16 protein-coding genes are annotated in these 16249 nt (G+C 73.5%); 5 read left to right on the top strand and 11 right to left on the bottom strand.

Annotated features, from left to right (window positions below):
- Positions 1-38: 38 nt before the first annotated feature.
- Entirely contained in the window at positions 39-488 is a 450-nt protein-coding gene (locus ACFXAZ_RS09775) for a rhodanese-like domain-containing protein (protein ID WP_384587139.1), read from the bottom strand.
- 155 nt (positions 489-643) lie between these two features.
- Here ACFXAZ_RS09775 and ACFXAZ_RS09770 point away from each other — a divergent pair, with 155 nt between their 5' ends.
- Positions 644-1090, top strand: a complete 447-nt coding sequence (locus tag ACFXAZ_RS09770; RefSeq protein WP_384587137.1) for an Lrp/AsnC family transcriptional regulator — start codon at positions 644-646, stop codon at positions 1088-1090.
- An 18-nt stretch (positions 1091-1108) separates the two neighbouring features.
- On the opposite strand, the gene ACFXAZ_RS09765 is transcribed toward ACFXAZ_RS09770, so the two are convergent.
- Positions 1109-4093 carry an AAA family ATPase gene (locus tag ACFXAZ_RS09765; RefSeq protein WP_384587135.1) on the bottom strand — a complete coding sequence of 995 codons (2985 nt, stop codon included), beginning with the start codon at positions 4091-4093 and terminating at the stop codon, positions 1109-1111.
- A complete protein-coding gene (locus ACFXAZ_RS09760; protein ID WP_384587133.1) occupies positions 4090-5253 on the bottom strand; it encodes an exonuclease SbcCD subunit D in 1164 nt (387 codons plus the stop codon). Before ACFXAZ_RS09760 ends, ACFXAZ_RS09765 begins: the two co-directional genes overlap by 4 nt.
- 281 nt (positions 5254-5534) lie before the next feature.
- Between ACFXAZ_RS09760 and ACFXAZ_RS09755 the strand changes: the two genes are divergently transcribed.
- Entirely contained in the window at positions 5535-6140 is a 606-nt protein-coding gene (locus ACFXAZ_RS09755; protein ID WP_384587131.1) for a hypothetical protein, read from the top strand.
- 106 nt (positions 6141-6246) lie between these two features.
- On the opposite strand, the gene ACFXAZ_RS09750 is transcribed toward ACFXAZ_RS09755, so the two are convergent.
- The 3 genes from ACFXAZ_RS09750 to ACFXAZ_RS09740 form a co-directional block, all read right to left on the bottom strand.
- Positions 6247-6873, bottom strand: a complete 627-nt coding sequence (locus ACFXAZ_RS09750; RefSeq protein WP_384587129.1) for a YigZ family protein — start codon at positions 6871-6873, stop codon at positions 6247-6249.
- A 107-nt stretch (positions 6874-6980) separates the two neighbouring features.
- The gene (locus ACFXAZ_RS09745; RefSeq protein ID WP_384587127.1) at positions 6981-7529 is read right to left on the bottom strand and encodes a SixA phosphatase family protein; all 549 of its coding nucleotides are present in this window, start codon (positions 7527-7529) and stop codon (positions 6981-6983) included.
- A complete protein-coding gene (locus ACFXAZ_RS09740) occupies positions 7526-8311 on the bottom strand; it encodes a hypothetical protein (RefSeq protein ID WP_384587125.1) in 786 nt (261 codons plus the stop codon). The genes ACFXAZ_RS09745 and ACFXAZ_RS09740 overlap by 4 nt, the downstream gene beginning before the upstream one ends.
- 189 nt (positions 8312-8500) lie before the next feature.
- Between ACFXAZ_RS09740 and ACFXAZ_RS09735 the strand changes: the two genes are divergently transcribed.
- Entirely contained in the window at positions 8501-8908 is a 408-nt protein-coding gene (locus ACFXAZ_RS09735; RefSeq protein ID WP_384587123.1) for a CoA-binding protein, read from the top strand.
- A gap of 50 nt (positions 8909-8958) precedes the next feature.
- Here the strand turns inward: ACFXAZ_RS09735 and ACFXAZ_RS09730 are convergent, their stop codons facing one another.
- Positions 8959-9318: an ArsR/SmtB family transcription factor gene (locus tag ACFXAZ_RS09730; RefSeq protein WP_384587121.1), complete on the bottom strand. Its 360-nt coding sequence runs from the start codon at positions 9316-9318 to the stop codon at positions 8959-8961.
- Positions 9319-9386: 68 nt separating this feature from the next.
- Between ACFXAZ_RS09730 and ACFXAZ_RS09725 the strand changes: the two genes are divergently transcribed.
- Positions 9387-10484, top strand: a complete 1098-nt coding sequence (locus ACFXAZ_RS09725) for a cation diffusion facilitator family transporter (RefSeq protein WP_384587119.1) — start codon at positions 9387-9389, stop codon at positions 10482-10484.
- Between the two features lie 202 nt (positions 10485-10686).
- Here the strand turns inward: ACFXAZ_RS09725 and ACFXAZ_RS09720 are convergent, their stop codons facing one another.
- The 3 genes from ACFXAZ_RS09720 to ACFXAZ_RS09710 all read right to left on the bottom strand — a co-directional run bounded on the left by ACFXAZ_RS09720 (position 10687) and on the right by ACFXAZ_RS09710 (position 12764).
- Entirely contained in the window at positions 10687-11247 is a 561-nt protein-coding gene (locus ACFXAZ_RS09720; RefSeq protein WP_384587117.1) for a YbaK/EbsC family protein, read from the bottom strand.
- 46 nt (positions 11248-11293) lie between these two features.
- Positions 11294-11866 (bottom strand): helix-turn-helix domain-containing protein, encoded by a 573-nt coding sequence (locus tag ACFXAZ_RS09715; RefSeq protein WP_384587115.1) that lies wholly within the window; start codon positions 11864-11866, stop codon positions 11294-11296.
- 160 nt (positions 11867-12026) lie between these two features.
- Positions 12027-12764 (bottom strand): acyltransferase, encoded by a 738-nt coding sequence (locus tag ACFXAZ_RS09710; protein WP_384587113.1) that lies wholly within the window; start codon positions 12762-12764, stop codon positions 12027-12029.
- A 210-nt stretch (positions 12765-12974) separates the two neighbouring features.
- Here ACFXAZ_RS09710 and ACFXAZ_RS09705 point away from each other — a divergent pair, with 210 nt between their 5' ends.
- On the top strand, positions 12975-13505 hold the full coding sequence (locus tag ACFXAZ_RS09705; protein WP_384587111.1) for a gamma carbonic anhydrase family protein: 531 nt from the start codon (positions 12975-12977) through the stop codon (positions 13503-13505).
- Positions 13506-13516: 11 nt separating this feature from the next.
- On the opposite strand, the gene ACFXAZ_RS09700 is transcribed toward ACFXAZ_RS09705, so the two are convergent.
- On the bottom strand, positions 13517-16177 hold the full coding sequence (locus ACFXAZ_RS09700) for a beta-glucosidase (protein WP_384587109.1): 2661 nt from the start codon (positions 16175-16177) through the stop codon (positions 13517-13519).
- Between the last annotated feature and the right edge of the window lie 72 nt (positions 16178-16249).

Genomic DNA, 16249 nt, shown 5'->3' with positions numbered 1-16249 from the left:
ATGATGGGGAGGGGGGCCGTTCGCCGCACCTGGTTTTCTCAGCAGCCGCACGCCCCCGCGACCGGCGCCGTCAGCGGATCCGCCGTCTCCCGCCGGTCCCTCTCCCCCTCGGCGGTCTCGTACGCGAACCCCTCCCGGACCCAGTACTCGAACCCGCCCAGCATCTCCTTGACCCGGTAGCCGAGTTCGGCGAGGGCGAGGGCGGCGCGGGTGGCCCCGTTGCAGCCGGGGCCCCAGCAGTACGTCACCACCGGCACGGACGGGTCGAGCAGCCGCGCGGCCCGCTCGGGGATCAGCGCGGTGGGCAGATGCAGGGCGCCGGGCACATGGCCCTGGTCCCATGCCGGGGTGGAGCGGGAGTCGAGCAGGACGAAGCCGGGGCCCCCGTCGGCGGCCAGCGCGGCGGCGACATCGGAGACGTCGGTGTGAAAGGCGAGGCTCGCCCGGAAGTGGGCGGCGGCCTGGGCGGGGGTGGGGGCGTGGGGCATAGGAGTGCGCGGGCCTTCCGGGTCAGGTGCATGGGCGACGGGACGTCCGTCCGATGGATGCGTCCCGAAATCTACGGCCGTCCGACCGCCACCTGAAGGTGAGATCCCCGGCACTCTCCTTGCTCCGCCGCCGATTCCCCTGCTATCCCTCCCCCATGACCACGTTTTCCCCGGACGCCACCGACTGGCGCATTCTCGATGTCCTCCAGCGCGACGGGCGGGCCAGCTTCGCCGAGCTGGCGCGGGCCGTGTCGATGTCGCCGAGCGCGGTGACCGAGCGGGTGCGGCGGCTGGAGGAGGCGGGGGTGATCCAGGGATACGCGGCGGTCGTGGACCCCGAGCGGCTGGGGCTGTCGATCCTGGCGTTCGTCCGGCTCCGGTATCCGCACGGCAACTACAAGCCGTTCCACGATCTGGTGGCCGCGACGCCGGAGATCCTGGAGGCGCATCACGTCACGGGCGACGACTGTTTCGTCATCAAGGTCGCCGCCCGTTCGATGCGGCATCTGGAGGAGGTGTCGGGCCGGATCGGCGCGCTGGGGTCGGTGACGACGAGCGTCGTGTACTCGTCGCCGCTGCCGCGCCGCCCCGTGGGTCAGTGAGCCGAGTACCTCACCGGGTCAGTGCGCGCGTTGCCGCAGCACCGACCCCGATCTCCCCTTCACCACCTCCAGTTGCGCGTGGATCCGCCGCCGCAGATCGGCGACATGGCTGACGATGCCGACGCTGCGGTCCCGTTCGCGCAGGGAGTCCAGGACGTCCAGCACCTCGTCCAGCGTCTGGTCGTCGAGGCTGCCGAAGCCCTCGTCGATGAAGAGGGTGTCGAGCCGGACGCCGCCGGTCTCGTCGGTGACGACGTCGGCGAGGCCGAGGGCGAGCGCGAGGGAGGCGAAGAAGGTCTCGCCGCCGGACAGGGTGGCCGTGTCCCGCTCGCGGCCGGTCCAGGCGTCCACGACATGCAGGCCGAGTCCGCTGCGTCCGCGCCCGGTGCGGTCGTCGGAGTGGACCAGGGTGTAGCGCCCGGAGGACATCCGGCGCAGCCGGACGGTCGCGGCGGCGGCGACCTGTTCGAGGCGGGCGGCGAGGACGTACGACTCCAGGCGCATCCGGCGTTCGTTGTCGGCGGCCGTGCCCGCGGTGAGGGCGGCCATGCGGGCCACCCGGTCGTACTCCTCGCGCAGCGGGGCGAGTCGTCGTACGCCGTCGGCCGCGCGCGTGGAGAGCGCGTCCAGCTCGGTGCAGCGCCGGGTGGCGGCGTCGCGGGTGGAGGCTGCCTCGCGCGCGCGGCGGGCGGCGTCGGTGGCGGCCTGTTCGGCGGCGGTGAGGTCGGCCGGTGGTCGCTGCGCGGCGGCCACGGTGTCGGGTTCGGCGAGCACCGCGCGGACGGCGGCCTCCTCCGACTGCCAGGCGTCGAGCCGGTGTTGCAGTTCGCGGTGGGCGGTGTCGTCGAGGAGGGCGCCCGCCGCGGCCTGCGGGGTGTCGAAACCGGCGCGGAAGGCGGCGTCGGCCAGCCGCGCGTCGACCTCCTTGAGGCGGCGGGCGGTGTCCTCGGCGTCCCGGGCGGCATCGGCGGCCTCGGTGAGCAGGGCGGCCTGCCGTTCCAGTTGAGCGGCCCGCGCGGTGACGCTCCCCGACGTCCCGCGCGCCTGTGCCACCTCGCTCTCCAGCGTCTGCCGTTCACGCTCCAGGGCGTCGCGGCGGGCCGTGCGGGACGCGGTGCTCACCTCGGCGCGCTGCCGGTCCTCGGTACGTCGCTCGTACTCCTGTTCGGCGTGCCGCAGTTCCTCCTGCGCGGCGTGCAGGTCGGACGCCTCGCGCCGGGCCTGCGTGAAGAGCCGTTCCAGTTCCTCGGTCTCGGCGGCGAGCCGGTCGGTCGGCGTGTCCCCGGCCTCCGCGCTGGCGGCGGCGAGCGCTTCCCGTACGACGCCCAGGCGCCGTTCGTCGTCGGCGCGCGTCTCCTCCGCGCGCTGGTGGGCCGCCAGCGCGCGTTCCTCGGTGTCGCGGTCGACGTGTCCGGCGACCTTGCGGGCGGGTGCGGGGTGGGTGGTGGCGCCGCAGACCGCGCAGGGTTCGCCGCCCTGGAGGTGGGCGGCGAGTTCGGCGGCGATGCCGTTCAGCCGCTGTTCCTTGAGGTCGAGCCAGTGGCCGCGAGCGGCGACCGCGCGCTCGGCGGAGGCGAGGGCCCGGTGCTGGGCGTCCTCGGTGTCGTGGGCGAGTTGGTCGCGCTGCCGGGCCGCGGTGAGCCGCCGCCGGGCGGGGTCGCGCTGGGCGCCGAGCTGTTCGGCCCGGGTGGCGGCGTCCTGCGCGGTGTCGATCCGCGACTGGAGCCCGCTCCGCAGGGCGTCCCAGCCCGCGAGCCAGGTCCCGCTCTCCGCGAGGATGTCGTCGTCGGCGCGTTCCTGGCGGTCCAGGCCGTCCCGTTCGGCGGCCAGCGCGGTCAGGCGGAGCTCCGCGCGGCGGGCGGCTTCCAGGCCGCCCAGTTCCTCGGTGGCGCGGCGGGCGGCGGTGGCGAGCCCGGTGGGGCCCGCGCCGCCGAAGGTGTCGGGGAGCGGCTGCCGCGCGCGGGTCTCGGCTGCCGCCGCGCGGTGGTGCAGGGCCTCGGCGTCGTCCCTCAGCTCCAGGGCGGGCGCGACCTTCTCGGCCTTGCGGGCCCGCTCCATGCGCGTCTGCGCGTCCCGGTGGTCCCCGGCCCGCTCCTGCATCGCCCTCGCCCGCTCCTGCGCTTCGGCGAACCGCCGCTGGAGCCGGGCCGCTTCGCGTACGTCGTCCAGGGCGCGGTCGGCGGCCACCTGGGCGGACTCGGCCGCGAGCAGCCCCGCGCGGGCGACGGCGAGCTGTTCGCGGGCGGTGCCGCGGGCGACGGCGGCGGCTTCGAGGACGGCGTCGGCGAGACCTGGTTCGCCGGGTGCCAGCTCGGGCAGCTCCATGGCGTCCCCGGCGGCCTGCTGCATGCGGTGGGCGTCGGCGAGGAGGGCCGTGTCGCCGTCGCGCACCTGGGTCTCGGTGGTCCGGCGCCGGTCGGCGAGGCGTTTTTCGACCTCGCCGAAGCGGTGGGTGTCGAAGAGGCGCCCGAGAAGCTTGGCGCGTGCCTCGGCGTCGGCGCGCAGGAACCGCGCGAAGTCGCCCTGCGGCAACAGCACGACCTGGCAGAACTGCTCCCGGCTCATGCCGAGCAGCTGGGTGATCTCCTCGCCGATCTCCTGGTGGGAGCGGCCGAGGGGCTTCCAGGCGCCGGCGTGGTGCTCGCGCAGCCAGGTCTGGGCCTTGTCGAGGGTGGTGCCCGCGCCGCGCTTCTTGGGGCGCGCCCAGGGCGGCTGGCGGGTGATCTCCAACCGGCGTCCGGCGACGGTCAGTTCGAGGGTGACGGAGGTGCGGGTGCCGGGCGCGGCGTGGTCGCTGCGCAGCGTCAGGCCCTGGCTGCTGTGGCGGGCGCCGGGGACGGACCCGTACAGGGCGTAGCAGACGGCGTCCAGGACAGAGGTCTTTCCGGCGCCGGTCGGGCCGTGCAGCAGGAACAGTCCGGCCGCCGACAGGTCGTCGAAGTCGACGCTCTGGGTGGCGCCGAACGGGCCGAAGGCGGTGAGGTCGAGTCGGTGCAGCCTCATGGGGCCACCTCCCGGACGGTCCGGTCGGCGCGGACCGTGTCGAAGGCGTCGCGCAGCACGGCCTGTTCCCGGGCATCGGGTCCGGAGCCGCGCACATGGGCGACGAAGTCCTCCGCGATCTCCTGGTCGCTGCGGCCCGCGAGGCGGCGGGCGTAGGACACGTCGGGGTCCTCGGGCGGGCGGTCCGGGTCGAACACCAGGGCGATGGTGTGGGGGAAGCGCTCGGTGAGCTGTGCCATGGGGTCGGCGGGGCGGACCGGGTCGGTGAGCGTGGCCTCGATCCAGGAGTCCGTGTGCCGGTCGAGCGCGGGGTCGGCGAGCAGGTCCGCCAGGGTGCCGCGCAGCCGGGCGAGCGGGCGCGGGACCGGGCAGTCGACCCGCTCGGCGCCGATCGAGCCGTCGGCGCCGAGGTCGATGAGCCACATGCTCTTGCGATGGGCGGCCTCGGAGAAGGAGTACGCGAGCGGGGACCCGGAGTAACGCACCCGCCCGGTGAGGGTCTGGCTGCCGTGCAGATGTCCCAGCGCCACATAGTCCACGCCGTCGAACACCCCGGCGGGAACGGCCGCGACCCCGCCGACGGTGATGTCCCGCTCGCTGTCGCTGGCCTGGCCGCCGGTGACGAACGCGTGCGCGAGGACCACCGACCGGGTGCCGTCGGCCCGCGCGGCGAGATCGGCGCGGACCCGCTCCATGGCGGCGGCGAGCACCGTCTCGTGCCCCGCCTTCTCCACCGCGAACTCGTCCCTCACCAGGGCGGGTTCGAGATACGGCAGCCCATAGAAGGCGACCTCTCCCCACGCGTCCCGCAGCACCACGGGCGTCCCGCAGCCGGCGGGATCCGTCCGCAGATGGACCCCGGCCCGCCCGATCAGCCGCGCCCCCACCCCGAGGCGGCGGGCCGAGTCATGGTTCCCGGAGATCATCACCGTCGGCACCCCGAGGTCGGCGAGCCGGTGCAGCGCGTCGTCGAACAGTTCGACCGCCGCCAGCGGGGGCACCGCGCGGTCGTACACATCACCGGACACGACCACCGCGTCCACCGCGCGCTCCCGCACGGTCGCCACGAGATGCCCGATGAACTCGGCCTGGGCACCGAGCATGTTCACCCGGTGGAAGGGCCGCCCCAAGTGCCAGTCGGACGTGTGCAGAATCCTCAAGACACCGCTCCGACCAGCAACGCGCTCCCCCTGCTTCACTTCGCCCTCGACCTCGGCACCGAACCGGTACGGTCCTCGCCCTCGGCACCGGTCACGCCGGCACCTGCGAGCACCTGGCTCACCACAGGTGTCATTCTGCCACCGGGGTGTGACATCGGGTGCTGTGGGTGGACGTGAGTGGGTGACTCTTTGGGGATTCGGCAGTGCGGCACGTCCGCAGTGCGGGATCGTCGTGACCAGCGGCCCCGTCCGGGGGCGGCAGCGGGCGAGGGAGGGCCGCCATGAGGGACCGGCGGGAGACCTGGACAACGGACGAGTTCGGCAGTTCGCACGAGGGCGCGGTCGGTGTGCTGCTGGCCGACGGCACCGTCCCGTCCCCCGTCTACTTCGACATAGGGTCGGGCTCGGAAGGGCAGTCCGTCTCGGAGTGGAGCATCTACGACGGCACCCTCCGCGCGCCACGGGCAACCGCCGTACGAGCGGTGTGCTCCTGTGGCTGGACCGGCAGCGCGTACCCGCTGGACTGGGACGAGATCGGCGACCGGGACCTGGAGGACGCCGCCTCGGGGACCGCCGACCAGTGCACGCGGGACTGGGACGCGCACACCGTGCAGGTGGCGGAATCCGCCCTCCCCGTACCGGAATCGGTCACCACGCTGCTGGAGCAACTGCGCGAGGAGATCGAGAAGCTGGGGAAGTCCTCCCCGCTGGCGGCCGTCCGCGCGGTACGCCGGCTGGAGATCGTCGCCATGGACGTCGGGTACCGAGCGGCGCACGACGCCCGCGCGGACGCCACCGACGAGCAGGCCGCGTCCGCCCTCGGACTGAACGAACGCGCGGCACGCACCCTGCTGGCCCGCCTGGGCGGCTGGCACCCCTACCTCTGACACGGACAGCTGAAGCGTGAGGGGGGCGGCCCGCTCGGACATGGCCCCCGACCCAGTCGCGTGTCCGAGGCCGAACTCCCGGCAGCAGCCAGCAGCCGCGACCGGGTCAGGCGTCCCCGTACGCCTCCCCGCCCAATTCGCATCCCGCCGACCCGGCCGTGCTGTCGGCGAGCCAGGCGCGGAAGGCGGCCACGTCGGCGTCCGGCAGGCCGATCTCGATCGTGACCTGTTCGCCGTAGCGGACGTCCCGGACCCTGCGGCCGGTCGCGAGCAGGTCGTTGTGCAGCCTGCCCGCGCGCTGGTGGTCCACGGTGAGGGTCGCCAGCCGGAAGCGGCGGCGGGTGCGGGTGCCGAGCGTGTCGAGGGCCTCGCCGACCGCGCCGCCGTAGGCGCGGATGAGGCCGCCCGCGCCGAGTTTGACGCCGCCGTAGTAGCGGGTCACCACGGCGACGACGTACCGCGTGTCGCGGCGCAGCAGCATCTGGAGCATCGGCACCCCGGCGGTGCCTCCTGGCTCGCCGTCGTCGCTGGCCTTCTGGATCGCGGCGTCCGCGCCGATGACGTACGCCCAGCAGTTGTGAGTGGCGTCGGCGTGTTCCTTGCGCACGCGCGCGATGACGTCCTGCGCCTCCCGCTCGGTGCCCGCCGGGGCGAGCGTGCACAGGAAGCGGGAGCGGTTGACCTCGGTCTCGTGCACTCCCGCGCGGGCCACTGTGCGGTACTCGTCCTGCATCCGGCCAGCCTATGCGCTGCCCGCGCGCGGGCCGCGGGGAGGCTTCCCGGCGCCCGGCCGGCCGTCCCGCCGTGGTCTGGCGGCGCTCAGCAGTGGCCCGGCGGCGCTCAAGGGGTCTTCTTCCGGCCCCGGGGCACCGTCACCGCCGTCAGCAGCGCCGCGCCCGGCACCAGGGCCTCCCAGGTGGGGCCGTACCAGGTCAGGATGGCGATCGCCGATGTCGGGAACTTCACCCGCACCCGCTCCAGGGTGTCGTCCATGCCGTCCCCGGCGAGGTCCAGGATCAGCTCCTCCAGGCCGGGGTTGTGCCCGACGAGCAGCAGGGTCTCCACCCGGGGCCGGGTCTCCCGTACGACGTGCAGCAGGTCCGGTACCTCGGCCGCGTACACCCTCGGGTCGTGGTGGACCGGCGGTGGGGTGCCCCACTGCGCGGACGCCAGTTCCCAGGTCTGGCGGGCGCGGACGGCGGTGGAGCACAGGGCGAGGTCGGGCAGACAGTCGGCCTCGGCGAGGGCGCGGCCTGCGGCGGGGGCGTCGCGGCGGCCCCGGGGTGCCAGCGGGCGGTCGTGGTCGGGGACGCCCGTCGGCCAGGCCGACTTCGCGTGCCGCAAGATGATCAGGCGGCGCAGCGGGCCCGCTCCCTTGCGCCCGCTCACGCCCCCGCTCCCAGGTCGCGGACGAGTTCCAGGCCGAGCAGCCGGTCGGCGTAGGCGCAGGTCTCGAAGCGGGCGCCGTCGGGGATGCCGGGTGCGGTCTCCAGCCAGTGCAGCACCTGGAGCACGGCGGGGGTGTCGAGGTCGTCCTCCCAGGCGGTGCGCAGCCGGTCGCGTACCTCCGTCGGCATCGGGCGGGAAGGGGTGCGCGCCCAGCCCGCGACCGCGCGGCGCCACCGGGTGAGCGTGTCGTGGGCCTCGTCCAGCGCGGGCGCGTCCACGCGCGCGTGCAGGCTCCGTTCGGTGGAGAGGAGCGCGAGGCGGAGGACGGAAGGGTCCGTCGCGGGCGGGGGTACGGGGGCCGGGTCCACGGGTGCGACGGCGATCAGTACGCCGTCGGAGGGCTTGGGGACGGCGTCCTGTCCGGACGGCGCCGCCTGCTGCGCCACATGTATGACCTGCGCCGCGCCGAGCGCCTGTCCGACGTCCCGCCCCTCCTCGAAGGGCCGGATGCCGAGCGCGGCGGCGTCCGCGCGCAGCTCCGTCTGGTCCGGCGCCCCGCTCAGCAGCGCCCACACAGGCGTGCCGCCCAGCTCCAGGGCGCGGACGAGCACGTCGGCCACCAGCAGCACCCGCAGGGCGGAGATGTCGTGGCCGAAGGCATGGACCTCGACGCGGGTCAGCCCTCTGCGGAGCGGGGCGGCGTCGGCGGGGTGGCCCGTACGGGCGTCGATGATGCGCAGCACGGCCCGAGCGTAGGCCCGAAAGCTGCGATACGCAGGCATGTCGTGAGGGATCCGGACACGATGGCGCGGAAACGGCGGGGAGACACGGCACCCGGGACATGAGCCAGGGACACGGCACCCGGGACATGAGGCAGGGACACGGCATACGGGAATCTCTCGGGACCGCCGCACGTTCTCCTCACAGATATCGGTGTCGGACAGATCCGTGAGACCACCAGGAGGCCGGCCGTGTACGGCGACGCAGCGACCATCCGCAAGATCCTCACCGAACTGGGCGACACCTGGGCCGTGGTGGGTCTGTCCGCGAACCAGTCACGGGCGGCGTACGGCGTCGCCGATGTGCTCCAGCGGTTCGGCAAGCGCGTCATACCGGTCCACCCGAAGGCGGAGACCGTCCACGGCGAGCAGGGCTACGCGTCGCTCGCCGACATCCCCTTCGACGTGGATGTCGTGGATGTCTTCGTCAACAGCGACCTCGCGGGCGCGGTGGCCGACGAGGCCGTCGCCAAGGGGGCTTCGGCGGTCTGGTTCCAGCTCGGGGTGATCGACGAGGCCGCCTACGACCGCACCCGCGCGGCGGGCCTCGACATGATCATGGACCGTTGCCCCGCGATCGAGATACCGCGCCTGGGCTGATCCGGCCGGTCCCTCGCACCGCCTTTGCCCGCTACCGGTTCCAGTCCCGCTCAGTCGTGCAGCGGACGGTCCGTCAAGCGGTGGTCCGCCACGTTCAGCGCCTCGTCCACGAGCCGTCGCAGATGTCCGTCCGGCAATGCGTAGACCACCCGGCGGCCCTCTTTGCGGGTGGTCACCAGGCCGGCCAGCCGCAGCCGCGCCAGATGCTGGCTGACGGCGGGCCGCGCCGCCCCGCACAGGTCCGTCAGCGTCGTGACGTCGGCCTCTCCCCCCATCAGCGCGTGCAGCAGCGTGAGCCGTGTGCGGTCGCCGAGCAGCGCCAGCACCTCGGCCGCGAGCGCGAACTGTTCCTCGCCCGGGGTGCGCGGATGCGCATCGTGCGCAGCTGATAGGTGCATGCGTGCGTTCATACGCACATAATGGCTCCGTGGACGGGGTACGTCCACCTCCGGCCCGCACGCACCGGAAGGGGAGGCCCGTGAGCGACCACCCGCACAGCCACTCGCACCCGCACGGCCATGAAGACAGCCACCGTCGGCGCCCGATCCGCCATCGGCTCTCCCATCTCCTCACCCCGCACTCCCACGAGACCGCCGACAAGCTCGATCACGCCCTGGAGTCCTCCGCCCGGGGCATGCGGGCGCTGTGGGTCTCGCTGGCCGTGCTCGGGGTGACCGCGCTGGCGCAGGCGGTCGTGGTCGTGATGTCCGGGTCGGTCGCGCTGCTCGGCGACACGGTGCACAACACGGCGGACGCGCTGACCGCCGTACCGCTGGGGATCGCGTTCGTGCTGGGCCGCCGGGCGGCGAACCGGCGGTTCACGTATGGGTACGGGCGGGCGGAGGATCTGGCGGGGATCGTGATCGTGCTGACGATCGCGGCCTCGGCGGCGTTCGCCGGGTGGACGGCGGTCGAGCGGCTGCTGGATCCACGGCCCGTCACACATGTCCCGGCGGTCGCGGTGGCGGCCCTGGTGGGGTTCGCGGGCAATGAGTGGGTGGCCCGGTACCGGATCCGGGTGGGCCGGTCCATCGGCTCGGCGGCGCTGGTCGCGGACGGACTGCACGCCCGTACCGACGGGTTCACGTCGCTGGCCGTGCTGCTGGGCGCGGGCGGGGCGGCGCTGGGGTGGCAGCTGGCCGACCCGATCGTGGGGCTGGCGATCACGGCGGCGATCGCGCTGGTGCTGCGGGACGCGGCGCGGGAGGTGTTCCGGCGGGTGCTGGACGCGGTGGACCCGCAGTTGGTGGACCGGGCGGAGCAGGCGCTGAGGGCGGTGCCCGGGGTGATCGGGGTGGGCGAACTGCGGCTGCGCTGGATCGGGCACCGGCTGCGCGCCGAGGTGGCGGTGGTGGTGGACGGGGAGGCGACGGTACGGCGGGCGCACACCATCGCCGTGGACGCCGAACACGCGTTGCTGCACGCGGTACCCCGGCTCACCGCCGCGCTGGTGCACGCGGATCCGGCACCGGTGCCGGGCGAGGCGGACCCGCATCTGGCGCTGGCCCACCATGCCCTGGCGGAACCGCATCCGGTACCGACCCACCACACCCCGGCGGAACCGAAACCGGCGTGACGAGAAAAGAACGGGCCCGGCAACGAAGGGAACGGGCCCAGCAAAGCCGACCGACCTGTCGGAGACGAGCGGCCCGACGGAGACCACCGGCCCAGGTAGGACCACCGGCGGGACGGAGACCAACGGCCCGGCGAGGACGGGGAGGCCCGGCGGAGACGGAAAGGGCCGGCGAAGACGGAAAGGGCCGACGATCCCGGGAACCTCAGGCGGCGACGCCCAGCCCCTCCACCACCACCGCGCCCGGCAGTTCGGCGAACGCCTTGCCCGGGACCAGGAGCTTGCCGCGTCGGCGTCCGCTGCCGACGAGGACGTACGGCAGGTCGAGGACGGCGGAGTCGACGAGCACCGGCCAGTCGGCGGGCAGGCCGACCGGGGTGATGCCGCCGTACTCCATGCCGGTCTCGCCGGTCGCGGTGTCCATCGAGGCGAAGGACGCCTTGCGGGCGCCGAGGCGGCGGCGGACGGCGCCGTTGACGTCGACACGGGTGGTGGAGAGGACGACACAGGCCGCGAGGGTCGTCTCGCCGCCCCGCTTCCCGGCGACGACCACGCAGTTCGCGGACTGTTCGAGCAGTTCCCGCCCGTAGTGCTCCACGAAGACGGCGGTGTCGGCCCACTGCGGGTCGGTCTCGACGTAGACGATCTGGTCGGCCGGGACGCTGCCGCTCCAGCCGCGCACGGCGTCGGCGACGGGGGCGATCAGCTCGTCGAGGCAGTCGGGGGCGGGGGTGGCCTGGTCGAAGTGTCCGATAGGTGCGCGCATCACGGCACCGTAACAAACGCCCGTCGGGACGCCGGGAGGGGTGGTCTCAGTGCACGGGTGGTACGGAGACGGCCATCATCAGCCGCATCGGTACGTCGCCCTCGTTGCTGTACGTGTGGGCGGCGTTGGCCTCGAAGGCGGCGCTGGCTCCGGCCGGGACCCGGTACTCCGTGCCGTCGACGGTGAGGGTCAGTTCGCCCTCGGTGACGTGGAGCAGTTCGGCCGTGCCGGTGGGGTGCGGGTCGGAGGTGCTGGACTCGCCGGGCAGCAGCCGCCACTCCCACAGTTCCAGCGGGCCGGGGGCCTCGGTGCCGGCGAGCAGCAGGTTGTAGCTGCCGGCGTCGGTGTGCCAGAGCCGGACGGCCTGGTCGGCGGGGACGATCCGGACCTTGGGGCCCTGTTCGTAGTCGAGCAGGGTGGTGATGCTGGTGCCGAGCGCGTCGCCGATCTTCACGACCGTGCCGAGGCTGGGGTTGGTGCGGGCCTGCTCGATCTGGATGAGCATGCCCCGGCTGACGCCCGAGCGGGCGGCGAGCACATCGAGGGTGAAGCCACGCACCGCGCGCCAGTGCTTCACATTGCGCGCCAGGGACTGGGTCAGCAGTTCGAGGTCCGACACATTCCGTCCAACATCTAGGCCATTGTCTTGGATCATTGTTTTGGCTCACCGTCTGGGATCACCGTCGTGGACAACTGTGATGCACCCGGTCGTTCACCGAACTGTACTGCGCGAGGACCACGGCAGTGGCCCGGGGGCGAGCCCGCGACTCGGTGGGGACTCAGTCGGCGTCGAGTTGGGTCAGACGGGCGAGGGCCAGCAACTGCTCCGGCGTCACCCCGTCCGGGATCGGCACGGGCGCCGGGGTCCGCAGCGGCGGCTGCCAGCCCTCGCCGGGGGTCCAGCGGCGTACGACCCGGGCGGGCGCGCCCGCCACCACCGCGTGGTCGGGGACCGTGCCGCGCACCACCGCACCGGCGGCGACCACCACGTTCCGCCCGATCCGGGCGCCGGGCAGGATGACCGCGCCGGTCCCGATCCAGCAGCCGGGGCCGATCTCCACCGGTTCCATGCGGGGCCACTGCTTGCCGATGGGCTGGTGCGGATCGTCGTACGAGTGGTTGGTGGAGGTGACGTAGACGTACGGGCCGAAGTAGCAGTCGCTGCCGATGGTGACGGTCGTGTCCGCGATGACATGGCTGCCACGGCCCAGCACCACGCCATCGCCGATGCGCAGGATCGGTTCGGGGCCGAGGTCGAGATCGGGCATCAGACCGGCGGTCAGGGTGACCTGTTCGCCCACGATGCAATGGGCGCCGACCTGGATCCATGGCTCGCCGAAGACCGTGCCGAGCGGGAAGGCCAGTCTGGTACCCGTTCCCATCGCGGCGAAGAGGAAGCGGCCCGGCCGCTCGGCCGTGATGGAGCCCGTGCGCTGCACCCAGGCCCAGCCCGCGTGGACCGCGCGCTGCGTCATCCGGCGCCGCCAGGACGAGAACGTGTTCTTGCGCGTAGGCACGCGTTCACGTTACTCAGCGGAAGCGTCGCGCTGGGTGCCGATGAGCTGTGATGTTCGCCCTACCGGGTGACGTACGGTGCGAGCGGTGACGTTCGCACAGCGGCTCTGACAGCTCTGGTGGTTCTGACAGCTCTGGCGGCTCTGGTGGTTCTGGCGGCACTGGTGGTTCTGGAAGGTTCTGGAGGTTCTGGTGTTCTTCGGGGAGACGGTATGACGCGGCAGGCGCTGGTCACGGGCATGGGCGGCAAGGAACCCGCGATCGATCCGACGGCCTTCGTGGCGCCGACGTCCACGGTGATCGGGGACGTGACCATCCGGGCGGGGGCGAGTGTCTGGTACGGGGCGGTGCTGCGGGGCGACGCGGAGCGGATCTCCGTGGGCGCCGACAGCAATGTGCAGGACAACTGCACCCTCCACGCCGATCCCGGGTTCCCGGTGACCATAGGCGAGCGGGTGTCCATCGGGCACAACGCGGTGGTGCACGGGGCGACCGTCGAGGACGACTGTCTGATCGGCATGGGCGCGACCGTCCTCAACGGGGCGGTCGTCGGCGAGGGGTCGCTCGTCGCCGCGCAGGCCCTGGTGCCGCAGGGGATGCGGATCCCGCCGGGGTCGCTGGTCGCGGGTGTCCCGGCCAAGGTCCGCCGGGAGCTGAGCGAGGAGGAGCGGCAGGGGCTGACGCTGAACGGCACGCATTACGTGGAGCTGGGGAAGGCGCACCGGGAGGTGCATGAGGGGTAGCGGGTAGCGCCTCACCCCTCCCACCTGGTCACCTCCACCGCCGTCCGCAGCCCCAGCTCCCCCGAGGACGCCCCGACCCACAGCGTCCGTCGCCCGGTGCCCAGCACCCAGTCCTGGTGCTCGGGATGCCAGGACGACAGCGTGCGGTCGCCGATGCCGACGGTGACCTCCCGGCGCTCGCCCGGCCGCAGCGTCAGCCGCCGGTATCCGGCCAGCACCCGCACCGGCTGGTCCAGCGGCACGTCCGGCGAGGGCCCGAGGTACACCTGAGGTACCGCGACCCCCGTACGGCCGCCCGTGTTGCGCACGAGGAAGGTGACCGCCACGCCCTGCCGGGTGCGGCGCGCGCGGAGTCCGCCGTAGGAGAAGGAGGTGTACGACATCCCGTGCCCGAACGGGAACAGCGGGCGCACGCCCTGGGCGTCGTACCAGCGGTGGCCGATGTGGACGCCCTCCGAGTACTCCTGGACGCCGACCTGCCCCGGGTGGCGGTGGGCGTCGGAGGCGACCGGGTGGTGGTCGTCGTCGGCCGGGAAGGTCTGGGTGAGCCGACCGCCGGGGTCGCAGTCGCCGAAGAGCACGGCGGCCGTGGCGGCGGCACCCTCCTGACCGGGGTAGTACATCTGGAGGACCGCGCCGGTGCGGTCCAGCCAGGGCATCGCGATGGCGGACGAGGTGTTGAGGACGACGGTGGTCCGCGGGTTGGCGGCGGTCACCGCCTCGATGAGCCGGGCCTGATTGCCGGGCAGGGCGAGGGTCGTACGGTCCCGGCCCTCGGTGGCGTCCTCGTAGGCGAACAGCACCACCTGTTCCGCCTCGCGCGCGACACGTACCGCCTCCGCCACGTCGTCTCGCCGGGTCCCGGCGGTGATCCGGCGCAGCCGGAAGCCCAGCCCGGCGCCGCCGCCCTCGGCGGTGATGCTCAGCCGGTGGGTGCCCGGGGCGAGTTCGCGGGCGGCGCGGCGGACGGTGAGTCCGTCGGGGGCCGTGCCGGTCAGGCCGCCCATGAAGTGCTCGCCGTGGTGCGGGAGTTGCGGGAAGAGCTCCGCGCCGTCGAGCCGTACCCGGGGGCGGCGGGCGGGATCGCCGGAGAAGTGCAGGACGAACGTCCACTCGTCGGACGCGTCGAGGGTGAACGTGCCGTCGTAGGCCCAGGTCTCTCCGGCGGCCACGCTGCGGTGTTCGGCGTCGAGGGCCGGGGTGAACGCGGCCGGGGGGATGCGTCTGCCGAAGAGGTCCTCGCCGACGGCGTACGTCACTTGGGGGGCGGGTCCCCCCGTCTCCGTACCCCCCGTACCCCCCGTACCCCCTGTCCTCGTACCGTCCGTCTTCGTGCTGTGTCCCGCGCGGGACCGGGACGTGATGGTGTCGAGCGGGCTGTCGGCGCGGTCGGGGACGACGTGGGCGCTGCCGCCGCCGACGAAGGGCAGGGACGCGGACGGTCCGATCACCGCGATTCCGGCGTGCTCGTCCAGCGGGAGGGTGCCGTGCGCGTTGCGCAGCAGGGTGGCGCCCGCCTTGGCGACCTCCAGGGCGACGGCCGCGCCCGCCTCGGGGTCGCGCTCGGGGCGTGGTGGGGCGCTGCCGTCGAGCAGGCCGAAGCGGTCCATGACGGCGAGGATCCGGCGTACCGATCTGTCGACATACCACTCCGGCACGCTCCCGTCGCGGACCGCCGTCCGCAGGGCCGTGCCGAAGTACCTGCCGTCCGGCATCTCCATGTCGAGGCCCGCCGTGATCGCCTCGACGGTGCTGCGAGCGGCGTTCCAGTCGGTCAGCACCCAGCCGTCGAAGCCCCACCGGTCGCGCAGAATGCCGGTGAGCAGGGTCTCGTTCTCGCAGGCCAAGGTGCCGTTGACCTTGTGGTACGCGCCCATGACCGCGCCGGTACCGGCCCTCACGGCGGCCTCGAAGGCGCGCAGTTCGACCTCGTGCAGGGTGCGTTCGTCGACCCGCACGTCGATGGACATGCGGTCCTTTTCCTGGTTGTCCCGGCTGTCCCGGCCGCCCTGGCCGCCCTGGCTGCCCCGACCATCCCGATTGCCCTGACTGTCCTGACTGTCCTGGCTGTTCAGCGCCAAATGCTTGACGGCCGTGATCAGGCCCTCGTCCTGGACGCCCTGGATCTCGGCGGCGACGAGATCGGCGCTGAGCAGCGGATCCTCCCCGAACGTCTCGAAGTTGCGGCCCCCGTACGGCGTCCGGACCAGGTTGACCATCGGCGACAGCAGCACGTCCTGGCCGAGGGCGCGGCCCTCACGGCCGATGACCTGCCCGTAGCGGCGAGCGAGCGCCGGGTCGAAGGCGGCAGCCAGCAGCACGGGCGCGGGCAGCGCGGTGGCGTGCCGGGCGACGCGGACCCCGGCCGGGCCGTGGGCCATCCGCAGCGGGGGGATGCCGAGTCGTTTCACCCCTGGGACGTAGCCCGCCTGGCCGAGCGGGGCGGGGTCGATGGCCCCGTGCAGCAGGGAGAGCTTCTCATCGAGGGTGAGCCGGGCGAGGAGTTGCCCGAGGCGGTGATCGACTCCGGCCGTGCCGGTCCGGGCCGTACCGGTCCGGGCCGCCGCGACCGCGTGCGCGGCGGGGGCGATTCCGCTGGTGGCCGCCGCGGCGACGGCGACGGCACCGCCCAGCAGACGCAGGACGGCTCGACGGGGAACGGTGTCGGTCATGATCTCACTGTGCGACAGCGGACCGTGACGAACCATCAGGCAGGGCTTCGGCGCGGCGGGCGAGGGGGGTGA

Source organism: Streptomyces sp. NPDC059477, assembly GCF_042749375.1.
Lineage (GTDB): Bacteria > Actinomycetota > Actinomycetes > Streptomycetales > Streptomycetaceae > Streptomyces.
This window is presented reverse-complemented; position numbering and strand designations above follow the sequence as displayed.

Bases quoted from the DNA above. Each gene is read 5' to 3' on its own strand.
- ACFXAZ_RS09775 (WP_384587139.1), bottom strand. From the start codon at position 488: ATGCCCCACGCCCCCACCCCCGCCCAGGCCGCCGCCCACTTCCGGGCG.
- ACFXAZ_RS09770 (WP_384587137.1), top strand. From the start codon at position 644: ATGACCACGTTTTCCCCGGACGCCACCGACTGGCGCATTCTCGATGTC.
- ACFXAZ_RS09765 (WP_384587135.1), bottom strand. From the start codon at position 4,093: ATGAGGCTGCACCGACTCGACCTCACCGCCTTCGGCCCGTTCGGCGCC.
- ACFXAZ_RS09755 (WP_384587131.1), top strand. From the start codon at position 5,535: ATGAGGGACCGGCGGGAGACCTGGACAACGGACGAGTTCGGCAGTTCG.
- ACFXAZ_RS09750 (WP_384587129.1), bottom strand. From the start codon at position 6,873: ATGCAGGACGAGTACCGCACAGTGGCCCGCGCGGGAGTGCACGAGACC.
- ACFXAZ_RS09740 (WP_384587125.1), bottom strand. From the start codon at position 8,311: ATGCCTGCGTATCGCAGCTTTCGGGCCTACGCTCGGGCCGTGCTGCGC.
- ACFXAZ_RS09730 (WP_384587121.1), bottom strand. From the start codon at position 9,318: ATGAACGCACGCATGCACCTATCAGCTGCGCACGATGCGCATCCGCGC.
- ACFXAZ_RS09720 (WP_384587117.1), bottom strand. From the start codon at position 11,247: ATGCGCGCACCTATCGGACACTTCGACCAGGCCACCCCCGCCCCCGAC.
- ACFXAZ_RS09705 (WP_384587111.1), top strand. From the start codon at position 12,975: ATGACGCGGCAGGCGCTGGTCACGGGCATGGGCGGCAAGGAACCCGCG.
- ACFXAZ_RS09700 (WP_384587109.1), bottom strand. From the start codon at position 16,177: ATGACCGACACCGTTCCCCGTCGAGCCGTCCTGCGTCTGCTGGGCGGT.